Below are 10,383 nucleotides of genomic sequence, written 5' to 3'. Positions count from 1 at the left end.
CGCGGCCCTCTACCGCTTCCGCGCCGTCGTCCCCGCGTCTTCCGGGCGTGGGACGGGGTGAGGGTTTCCGGCGCAAGATGTGTCCGGAACGGGGAGGGGACGCGCAAAATCTTCGCGGTCCGAGGGCGTGCTCCGCGTCTGGACACCGCTTCCCTGGAGAGCGAGCGGCACGGCTCATCCCTTGCAGTGCCCTGGTTCTGAATCGGGACACGGCGACCCGAGGCTTCCCGGTGCCCCGGGTCGGAGAGCGCTCATGAAGATCGAAGAACTCAAGAACCGGATCCTCGCGCAGCACCACATGCTCCGCGCGCTGCTGGTGGACATCAGTGACGTGGCCCAGATGGCGGCGGAGGGTGACACCTCGTGCGAGGAGGTTCTACGCACGAGTGCCCACCAGCTCGCCGACGAGCTCCTGCGCCACATGGCGGACGAGGAGCAGCTCCTGGAGGCGCTCGTGCGCGAGGGCTATGCCCCCGCCGCCGAGCACCTCGCGGATCTCCAGAACAACCACCTCCACCAGCGCACGCTGATCGCCTCCTTCTCGACGCGCATCGACGGCGTCCAGGCCACGCGGCGGCTGGGGGAGATCATCCAGGCGATGACCCACGCCGTGGTGCTCGACATGGACCACGAGGAGGGGGCCATCTTCGGCACGCAGTCTCTCATCCCCGTGGCGACACCGATGGCGTACAGCGCCTGAGCGCGGAGCCCTCGCGCTAGCCGTCGATGAAGGAGCGGATGGCCTGGACGGACGCCTCCGGCTCCTCATGCAGGGGCGAGTGGGCGGACTGCTCGAAGATGACTACCTGCTTGCGCTCCGCGGGTGTGCCGAGGGCGTCGTGGGCCTGGGTGGCGAGCTCGACTGGTAGGATGCCGTCGTGCCGCCCCCAGAGGATGAGCGAGGGCACGGTGATGCGGCTCATCCGTGGCGTGAGGTCCAGCTCCAGCACGTCGAACCGCTGCACGGTCTCCGGCTCGTTGTGCATGACGGAGAACACGTCGGAGGGCGAGAAGAAGAAGAAGTCGCTCCCGAGGCCCTTGCTCGTCCGGCTCGGGTCGTGGGTGTAGCCGTTGGACTCCTTCACGTACCGTGAGTGCTGGATGAGATCCTTCACCAACAGGGTGGGCCGCTCCTCGTAGAAGCGCTGGACCTCGCTCCAGTGCTCCACCTGGTCCCCCGTGGCGATCCGCTCGGCCGTGTAGCGCAGCATCCGCTCGCGTGAGAGCACGTAGCCGCGCACCAGGTCGTGCGCTCCGTCGATCTCGATCCACCCGGCCACCTTCGCCTGCCTCGCCGGGTCGGTCAGGTACGCGGTGCCGAGCCCTCCGCCCCAGCTATGGCCCATGAGGAACAGGCGCTTCGGGGCGTAGCGCTCGCGCACCACGTCGACGGCCTGGTCGGTGTCCTCGACGAACTGCTCGAGGGTGAGCGTCGCCTCCTCCACGTTGCCCTGGGACGAGCCGCTCGCGCGCTGCTCCCAGTAGACGACCGCGTAGTGCTTCTCCAACTCGCCGAGCCCGTGCAGCCCGGCCTGGGCCATGGCGCTCGAGCCCGGACCGCCATGGAGGAACAGCACGAAGGTGCCGCTCTCGGTGTTGCCGCGCACCCAGATGGGCATGTCCGCGCCCTTGCTGCGCAGGAAGAAGAGGTCTCCCTCGGACGGGCCACCGCAGGCCATGGCCAGGAGCACGAGGAGCGAGGTGAGGAGACGGACGGGGAAGGGGATTGCGTGATTCATGGTGGGAGGTTCGTTCGCTGAAAGGAGTGGGACTCAGAGGGACACGGGCAGGGTGAGGCCCACCTCGACGGCCGCGTGCATCAGCGAGCCCTGGTGGTAGGGCGCCTGCCAGAAGACGCGCGGACGCACGAAGAGGCTCGGGGGGGCGCTTGCCTCGCGAGCGAGGTTCCACCGGAAGCTCACCGCCGCCGACGGCATCACCGAGGGCCGGCCGAGGTTCGTCACCGGGCTCGGGGTGCTCGTGCCCCGGGCCTCGTACACCGTGCCGTCCACGAAGGTGTGCAGGTAGCCGAGGCCCACCAGCGCCTCCATGCGGAAGCGGGGGCCGAAGGCGTGGCGGTAGCCCATCAGGCTCTCGGCGAAGAGGCCCAGGCTGTGGGCCCGGTGGAAGTAGCCGCCCAGCGCGGGCTCGACGAAGAGCCGGTGCTCGCCGAGCCGCGCCAGCGTCAGCTCGGTCGCGAGGCGCAGGCCGGGACGCGCGAGCGTCTCACCGAAATAGCTCACCGTCAGGGGCAGCGACGTGGGGGGAGGCAGGAGGTGGGAGGACTCGAGCCCGGTCGCGGGCGAGTCGGCCAGCGCCGCGCCGGAGAGTCCGAGGGACAGCATCAAGGGAAGGGCGTGCAGAGGTGTGCGCATCGAAGGCTCCTGGCGGCCCACCCGTCTCGGTGGCCGCCGTGCCCCGTTGAACACCGCTGCATGCTCGCGCTGTCACCCGGCTCTTTTTCAGAGTCGGAATTCGGTGAAGGGCTCGCGGCAGGCGGGCCCTGTCGCCACCCACATCGTGCGGCGGGCCGGCGCCATCACCACCGTGGCCTTCGTCTCCCGAGGCAGGGCTCCGGGCGCGGGCGGCGTGTCGTGCAGGCAGATGCGGCCCTCGGGCGTGCCGTGGTCGGTCAGCATCCGCATCACCGACTCGGGCGTGTGCGTCCCGTGCCCGGCGGCCACCAGCTCCGCGATGCGCGCCTTGCGCCCGTGGGTGCAGGGGACGAACTGGTGGGTGAGGTCCTGCTCGCGGAAGCGCTCGGACTGGTAGTGGTTGGCGTGGACGAGCACCCCCCGCTCCGGCTGCAGCAGGACGTGGTCGTCGTACGTGCTCTCGATGCCCACCACGCGCCCCTGCGCGTCCGCGAGGTGGTAGTAGCCAAAGCCCCGCGCCGCCGTGACGAGCACCTCCAGGGCTGACGAGAGGCTCGGCTGACGCATCGCCTTGGGGACGTACACGCTCAGCGGCACCAGCGAGGGGCAGGGCCTGGGCGCGACGAGCGTGAGGTTGGCGCAGTTGCCCACCCCGTCGCTGTTGAGGTGGTAGAACGGCGAGCCGTCCAGGCACAGCGAGAGCTGCTCGCGCCCGTCCGCGTGGCGGATGCGCAGCAGGTTCATCCGCGCCTCCGGGTTCCAATCAATCGTCTGTCCGAGGAGCGCCTGCCCATCCGCGGTCGCCTCGCCGGTGAGGGCCAGCGAGGTACACATGCCGCCGATCTGCCCGTAGTTGATGGCCACCTCCAGCATGCACTGGAGCGCGAAGGTCTCCTCATAGGAGAGCCCGGTGCCCTCGGCCTGTCCCTGGATGAGCTCGAGCGCCTCCGGCGCGAAGGCGCGCACGCGGGCCTCCAGCTTCAGCGCCGTGCGCACCACGTCCTCCCGCGAGGCGCGCAGGGGGCCCTGGGACATGCCGAGGAAGAACGTCTCGGCCGAGGCGCGCAGGCTCTCGCGGCTCGCCTCGCCCCACTGCTGGCCGATCCGCCGCGGGGTCCCGTGGCACTCGATGACCCGAAGGGTGTGTCGTCATGGAGCGGGAAACTACGAGACCCGGGGCCCTCCCTGCTTGAACGGATGCGACACGCGGGGCGCTTCAGGTCGACTGGCGGAAGTCGCTCGGAGTGCGGCCCGTCAGCTCCCGGAACTCCCGCGTCATGTGGGCGTGGTCGGCGTAACCAATCTGGTACGCGACCTCGGACAGGGAGCGGGTGGGCTCCGTGCGCAAGGCGGACAGGGCCTCCTGGAACCGGGCGATGCGGGAGTAGGTCCTCGGAGAGAAGCCCACGCGCTCCTTGAAGGCCCGCTGCAGCGTGCGCGGGCTCAGGTGGAGCGCATCCGCGAGCACGCCTGGGCGCAGGGCCTCCGGCCGGGCGGTCAGGTGGCGCAGGGCCCGGTCGAAGCTGTCTCCAGGCGGGTAGGGCACCCGCTCCAGGAGGGGCACGAGCACCTCGTGCATCCGCTCCAGCGAGCCGGCGGCCAGGAGCCGCTCCCCGAGCGCGTCGAGGGAGCCGCCTCCGAGGTCTCGCAGCTCCACGGCCTCGTTCACCAGCTCGGAGGGGCTGGCGTCCACGAGCCGGGGCATCGCTCCCGGGTGGACCGCCAGGGGCGCGGGCGTGAGGACCTGCTGCGTCCACCGGATGGGCTGGGTCGTCGCGGGCATGACCTGAATATAGTCCGGGCTCCAAGCCATGACCTCCCTGGACAGGAAGACGCGAGGAAGAACGGCTCATCAGCGCCTCCAAGCGCTCGACGTGTACCTGCTCCACTCCGAGCGCGAGCTGCTGACCCGCGACGAGGGCGAGTGGGCGCGGGCCGTCTTCGTGGACCTCGGTTTCGGTGAGCATCCGTGGACCACGCTCGAGAGCGCCCGGGCCTTCCGCGAGGTCCACCCGAGGCTCCCGGTGGTGGGCGTGGAGCTGGAGCCCCAGCGGGTGGAGGCCGCCCGGGCCCATGCCGACGCGCTCACCGACTTCCGGGAGGGCGGGTTCGACCTGCCCCTGCGGCCCGGAGAGAACGTCCGCCTCATCCGCGCCATGAACCTGCTGCGCGGGTACCGCCCCGAGGAGGTGCCCGGCATCCACGATAAGGTGGGCGCGTCGCTGCTCGAAGGGGGGCTGCTCATCGAGGGCAGCACGGACACGCCCGGGGCCGTGCTCGTGGCGCACCTGCTCCGGCGCGTTCCGGAGGGGCTGTCGCGCGAGGCCCTGCTGTTCCACACCGACTTCAGCCGGGGATTCGCGCCCGTCCTCTTCCGAGACTGGCTGCCCCGGGACTTCCGCCGCCGGGTGAAGCCCGGAGAGCCCATCCACGCCTTCTTCGCCGACTGGACGGAGGCATGGCGGGAGGCGCGCGAGGCGGGGCATACCGAGCCCCCCGAGGCCTTCCGCCACTCCGTGCTCCGGCTGGCCTCTCAGGTCGCGGGAATCTCGACCGACGCATGGCTGCTCGATGAGGGCTACCTGCTCTGGAAACCCCCGGGGGGCGTCTTCCGGTGAGAGCGGCAGGGGAGCAACCACATCCGGAGCGAAGGCGGGTAGAGTTCGAGGTTGTTCGGCAGGCAAGGACCCTTTAAATGCCCGTCACCGTGGCCCCGACCCGCTCCGCCCTCTGGTTGCTCCTCGCAGTCCTCTCCCTTTCCTCCGCGCAGGCGTGGGCTCAGGCCTATGAAGGCGCGCGCCGAGAGGAGGTGGACGCAGGCGTCCATACCCCCGTGCTGACGAAGGCACCCGAGCTCGTCCACTTCGTGGAGGCCGCCTACCCCGCGGAGGCCGCCGCGGCCAGCAAGACGGCGTCGGTGGAGATGCTCATCACCATCGACGAGAAGGGCCAGGTGTCCGACGCGCAGGTGACGAAGCCCGTGGGGGACGGCTTCGACGAGGCGGCGCTCGCGGCGGTGCGGCAGTTCCAGTTCTCCCCGGCCGAGGTCGACGGCGCGCCGGCCCCCATTCAAATCCAGTACGTCTACAACTTCGTCCTCCAGCCGCCGAAGGTGGAGGAGTCCGCGCCGCCGCCTCCTCCGCCGCAGGCCACCCTCACCGGGCAGTTGCTGGCGCGTGGCAGCCGCTCGCGCGTGGGCGGAGCCACGGTGCGGTGTGGAGACGACCCCGAGGCGCCCGAGGCCCTCTCCGACCAGGAGGGCCGCTTCACCCTGAAGGTGACGCCCGGCACCTGTGACGTGCGCGTGGTGGCCAACGACTTCCACCTCTTCACGACGAAGGAGGAGCTGGCCCCCAACGAGACGACGGAGGTCATCTTCTACCTGCTGCCCAAGGCCCCGGGCTACGAGACAGTGGTGCGTGGCGCGCGCGAGAAGAAGGAGGTGGTGCGCCGCACCCTGGAGCGTCAGGAGCTGCAGAAGGTGCCGGGCACCTTCGGAGACCCCATCCGCGTGCTGCAGAACCTGCCCGGCGTGGCGCGTGCGCCCTTCATCTCCGGACAGCTCATCGTGCGCGGCGCGGCGCCCGACCAGACGCTCACCTTCTTCGACGGCGTGGAGGTGCCGCTGCTCTACCACCTGGGCGGTGGGCCCTCGGTGCTCAACGCCGAGTTCATCGACCGGGTGGACTTCTTCCCGGGTGGCTTTGGCTCCCGCTATGGCCGGGCGGTGGGCGGCGCGGTGGACGTGGCCACGCGCAAGGGCGCCAGCGACACGCTGCATGGCTCGGTGAAGGTGGACCTGCTGGACTCGGGTTTCTTCGTCGAGGCGCCCGTGGCCGACGGCATCTCGATCGCCGGAGCCGCGCGCCGCTCGTACGTGGACGTGCTGCTGCCGCTGGTGCTGCCCGAGGACCCCGAGGGTGGCACGCTGCTCGTGCTGCCGCGCTACTGGGACTACCAGGTGCGGATGGACTTCGGCGCCAAGCGCGGGAGCGAGCCGGGCCCCGGCGGACGCAGCACCGGGTATGTGATGGCGTTCGGCTCGGACGATCTGCTGAACGTGGTGGCCTCGGGCGGCGGGCGCAACCGGGACGTCTCCGTGGATGCGCGTACGCTCTTCCACCGGCTCAAGGGTGACTGGACGTACCGCCTCGGGGGCTTCACCTCGGTGTTCACCCCGTACGCGGGTTATGACCTGGCGAGCCTCGGCTTTGGAGTGACGAAGCTCGACGCGAGCGTCTGGTCGCTCGGAGCCCGCGAGGATATCGCGCTGGAGCTGCTGCCCTGGCTCACCGCGCGCACCGGCGCGGACGTGCGGTTCGAGCACCTGGTGGGCGAGGGGCAGCTCCCCGTTCTCGAGGGCATCCAGTACGCGCCCTTCCCCGGCGCCGAGCCGAAGGCGGAGCTGCAGACCATCAAGCGGGTGGCCAACACCTTCGACGGCGCGCTCTACACGGAGTTGGATCTCAAGGTAGGTCCGGTGACGTTGACGCCCGGCCTGCGCGCCACCTACGCCCGCATCTACGGGCAGGACCGCTTCACCTACGACCCGCGCCTCTGGGTGCGCGTGCAGCCCGCGGAGAAGACGAGCTTCAAGGGCAGCCTGGGCCTCTACAGCCAGCCGCCGGAGGCCTTCAACCTGGAGCCGGCGCCCCTGGGCAACCCGGCGCTCACCCACGAGCGCTCCTTCCAGTCGAGCCTGGGGGTGGAGCAGCAGCTCACCGATGCCATCACCGTGGACGTCACCGGCTACTTCAACCGGCGCTACGAGCTGGTCGTCTCCCCGGGAGACACGGTGCGCAACGAGGACGGCACGCTGACGCGCTTCCCGTACTCCAACCGGGGCCTGGGGCGCGCGTACGGCGTGGAGGTGATGGTGAAGCACGCGGTGACGCGCGACTTCTTCGGCTGGCTGGCCTACACGCTCAACCGCTCCGAGCAGCGGCGCGTGGGGGGCAACGACTACCGGCTGACGACGTGGGACCAGACGCACATCCTCACCGCGGTGGCCAGCTACCGGCTGCCGTACGGCATGGAGCTGGGCGCGCGCATGCGCTACGTGACCGGCCGGCCCACCACGCCGCTGCAGCACACCTTCGACCGCTACGACGCCGACCGCAACCGGTTCTCGGGCACCTACGGGGAGGCCAACTCCATCCGCTTCCAGCCCTTCCACCAGTTGGACCTGCGGCTGGAGAAGAGCTGGCTCTTCCAGAGCTGGACGCTCTCGGCCTACGTCGACGTGCAGAACGTCTACAACGCCTCCAACGTGGAGGCGACCTTCTACGACTACCGCTACCGCGAGGTCTTCGAGGTGCCCGGCATCCCGATCCTCCCGGTCATCGGCGTCAAGGGGAGCTTCTAGTCATGCGCCACTTCCTGTTCGCCTCCCTGGGCCTGCTGCTGTGCGCCGGCTGCGTGGGATCCGAGGACACTCCGTCGAAGGTGAGGGACCTGCGCGTGCTCGCCATGCGGATGGATCCGCCGGAGGTCTTCGCCGAGACGTGCTCCACGGATCCCGCGGCGCTCGCCGATGCGCTCCTGCGCCCGGTGCGCCTCACCGCGCTCGTCCCGGACCCAGCTGGCAACGGTCGCGAGCTCGACTACACCCTGTGGGCCTGCGGCGACGCGGACGACGACACCTGCACCAAGGACCGGGTGGAGCTGGCCCGCGGCGTCACCCAGGCCGGCGAGGTGGTCATCGACCTCTTCCCGGGCCCGGGTACGGCGCGGCTGCCGGACGGCACCTTCCTCGCGCAGAAGGTGCTGGAGAACGACATCTACAACGGGCTGGGCGGCCTGCGCCTGCCGCTGGTGCTGTGGGTGCGCGGCGGCGGCGAGCAGGTGTACGCGCAGAAGCTGATGGTGTACGGCTGCCGCTTCTTTCCGGAGATGAAGCCCAATGTGCAGCCGGCGCTGCCGGGCCTGCTGCTGGAGGGCGAGCCGTGGGACGCGGAGGTGCCGCGCGAGCTGTCCGGCCCCGGCCCCTTCAAGCTGGAGGCGCCGGACTTCTCCGCGTTGGAGGAGGAGTTCCTCGTGCCCTCCTTCGAGCTGAAGCCGATTCGTCTCCAGGAGTCGTGGGAGCTGTCCTGGCAGAGCACGCTGGGGACGATCTCCCCCAACGAGACGGGTGGGACGGACCTCGGTGGGAACGAGGAGCGGCACCGCGCGGAGTGGCAGCCGCCGCGGGACGCGCAGGCCCAGGAGGTGCGCTTCTGGGTGGTGGTGCGCGACGGGCGCGGCGGTATGTCCTGGGTGACGCGCACGGTGAAGTACACGCCGTGAGCGCCGGGCCACGGGCGCTCAGGGTGTCGCCGTCACGCTGAGCGCCTGACTGTCCAACTCCTCCGAGCCGAGGACGACCTCGAGCTCCCGCAGGTCCGCTTCCTCGGGGACGACACGCAGCGCGTCCGTCCCTTCTGGTTGCAGCTTCAACGCCGTGGGCAGCAGGACCGCGCGCTCGGGGTAGAGCGGTGGGAGGGTCGAGGGCCACTCGCCCCGCTCGGCGCGGTATGCCTCCACCAGCGCGAGTGCGAGCAGCAGGTCCACCTGGGCCCGTTGGCGGTCCGCCCGTGCGGCGAACGTGTCGAAGGCGGGCATGCCCAGGCCGACGAGGGGATTCCTCGAGCTGACGGCCTCCCGGCCCACGGCCCCGAGCCGGGCGGCGCGTGCCGAGAGCGGGAGATCCACGAGCGGAACCATCTGCCCTTGGAGCCGCATGAACTCGACCATGGCGTGGCGCATGAGGACGGGCGCGAAGAAGGGGATCTCCACCCCCACGTCGAGCGAGCCTTGCGCGGCGATGGCCCTCCCGTCGGCCGGAAGGGCGGCGAGCTGGTCCTGGTCGAGCAGTCGGCCGAAGGCGTACAGGGGCCCGAAGACGTGCTCCTCGCGCATGGCCGACGAGAGCGGGCTCAGCCCCTCGCGCAGTCGCCGCAGGGCCACCGTGGCCTTCTTCAGACCCAGGGGCGAGGCGCGTTGGAGCGCATCGGTGCAAGCCGGGAACAGGATCTTGTAGCCAGACGCGGAGACCATCGCGCCAATCAATCCACTCCCGTGTCCCAGGTCGCGTGCGAGCCCGAGCCCGTCGAGACAGGTCTCCAGGGCGGCGTCCGCCTGTCCATCCTGGAGTTGGAACCGCACCTCGAGCGCGGCCAGCTTGACGACATGCTGGAGCGCCACCATTCCCGACTTCTGGTTGGGATGGCTGGGGTCACTGAGCGCCGGGAGCCCCTCGGGCAGACCGGGCTCTTCGGTCCGGGAGGCCAGGAGCGCGCGCTGCATCAACGGGCGGCCGCGATCAAAGGCGTCACGGCACTCCCGGGGCAGCTTCGCGAGGGGCTGCTTCCCCTCACGGACGTCCCGGCACGCGGTGGTGATCGACTCCTCCAGCCGGGGCTCGGCCTTGTGGAGACGGAGGAGCTCCGGCATCAGCGGCCCGAGGGCCTGGGCGAATGTGCCAGGAGTCGGGGCGTCCGTATGGGCAGGGCGCACCCGGCGCAGGCTCGCGAGGACGTGGACTTCGGAGACCAGCTCGTCTCCGGCCTTCCGGAACCGCTGCCCCAGCCGCCAGTACGCGCCCGCGAGCGTCACCAGCAGGAGCAGCAGGGTGACCCCCAGGATGGTGAGGATTGTCCGGGCCGTGCTGGTCTTCTCCCCCGTCTCCGTCATGTCCGGCATTCTTTCCTACCTGCGTCGCGCTGCCCACCAGGCACCGGCATGGCGCAGGGCCTCGAAATGGGAGGCGCCGGGCGGGGCGAGCGTGGACACCTCCACCACCTCCTCGAACAGCGAAGGGCTCGCGGCGACGTCGGGGGCGACGCTTCCCGCGAACATCACCGTGCGCCTGCCGAGTGCATGCGCCTCCCGGGCCAGGACACCGGGACCCTTGCCGAGCGCCGTCTGCCTGTCGAAGCGCCCCTCGCCAGTGAGCACGGCGTCCGCGGCGGCGAGCCGCTCGGGCAGCCGGAGCGTCCGGGCCACCATCCCGTACCCGGAGACGAGCTTC

10 protein-coding genes are annotated in these 10,383 nt (G+C 70.6%); 4 read left to right on the top strand and 6 right to left on the bottom strand.

Annotation, left to right across the window (positions count from 1 at the left end; translation table 11 throughout):
• The first annotated feature begins 253 nt into the window (after positions 1-253).
• The gene (locus VF697_RS34360; RefSeq protein ID WP_331101695.1) at positions 254-700 is read left to right on the top strand and encodes a hemerythrin domain-containing protein; all 447 of its coding nucleotides are present in this window, start codon (positions 254-256) and stop codon (positions 698-700) included.
• A 16-nt stretch (positions 701-716) separates the two neighbouring features.
• Here the strand turns inward: VF697_RS34360 and VF697_RS34355 are convergent, their stop codons facing one another.
• The 4 genes from VF697_RS34355 to VF697_RS34340 all read right to left on the bottom strand — a co-directional run bounded on the left by VF697_RS34355 (position 717) and on the right by VF697_RS34340 (position 4,158).
• Positions 717-1,739 carry an alpha/beta hydrolase gene (locus VF697_RS34355; RefSeq protein WP_331101693.1) on the bottom strand — a complete coding sequence of 341 codons (1,023 nt, stop codon included), beginning with the start codon at positions 1,737-1,739 and terminating at the stop codon, positions 717-719.
• A gap of 33 nt (positions 1,740-1,772) precedes the next feature.
• Complete coding sequence (locus tag VF697_RS34350; RefSeq protein ID WP_331101691.1) at positions 1,773-2,375, bottom strand: hypothetical protein; 603 nt, start codon at positions 2,373-2,375, stop codon at positions 1,773-1,775.
• An 87-nt stretch (positions 2,376-2,462) separates the two neighbouring features.
• Entirely contained in the window at positions 2,463-3,506 is a 1,044-nt protein-coding gene (locus VF697_RS34345) for a C45 family peptidase (protein WP_331101697.1), read from the bottom strand.
• 85 nt (positions 3,507-3,591) lie between these two features.
• On the bottom strand, positions 3,592-4,158 hold the full coding sequence (locus tag VF697_RS34340) for a helix-turn-helix domain-containing protein (protein ID WP_331101689.1): 567 nt from the start codon (positions 4,156-4,158) through the stop codon (positions 3,592-3,594).
• Between the two features lie 28 nt (positions 4,159-4,186).
• Here VF697_RS34340 and VF697_RS34335 point away from each other — a divergent pair, with 28 nt between their 5' ends.
• The 3 genes from VF697_RS34335 to VF697_RS34325 all read left to right on the top strand — a co-directional run bounded on the left by VF697_RS34335 (position 4,187) and on the right by VF697_RS34325 (position 8,660).
• Positions 4,187-4,993, top strand: coding sequence for a methylase (locus VF697_RS34335; protein ID WP_331101687.1), 807 nt, complete (start codon positions 4,187-4,189; stop codon positions 4,991-4,993).
• A 77-nt stretch (positions 4,994-5,070) separates the two neighbouring features.
• Complete coding sequence (locus VF697_RS34330; protein WP_414641385.1) at positions 5,071-7,740, top strand: TonB family protein; 2,670 nt, start codon at positions 5,071-5,073, stop codon at positions 7,738-7,740.
• Positions 7,741-7,742: 2 nt separating this feature from the next.
• Entirely contained in the window at positions 7,743-8,660 is a 918-nt protein-coding gene (locus VF697_RS34325; protein WP_331101683.1) for a hypothetical protein, read from the top strand.
• A gap of 18 nt (positions 8,661-8,678) precedes the next feature.
• On the opposite strand, the gene VF697_RS34320 is transcribed toward VF697_RS34325, so the two are convergent.
• Both VF697_RS34320 and VF697_RS34315 read right to left on the bottom strand, forming a co-directional pair.
• The gene (locus VF697_RS34320) at positions 8,679-10,055 is read right to left on the bottom strand and encodes a hypothetical protein (RefSeq protein ID WP_331101681.1); all 1,377 of its coding nucleotides are present in this window, start codon (positions 10,053-10,055) and stop codon (positions 8,679-8,681) included.
• 6 nt (positions 10,056-10,061) lie between these two features.
• Positions 10,062-10,383 (bottom strand): glycerate kinase (locus tag VF697_RS34315; RefSeq protein WP_331101680.1); only part of this gene is annotated, 322 nt, incomplete at its 5' end.

It is taken from the genome of Archangium sp., assembly GCF_036388035.1.
Lineage (GTDB): Bacteria > Myxococcota > Myxococcia > Myxococcales > Myxococcaceae > Archangium.
The sequence above is the reverse complement of the archived record's forward strand: the minus strand, read 5'-3'. Positions and strand labels throughout refer to the sequence as shown.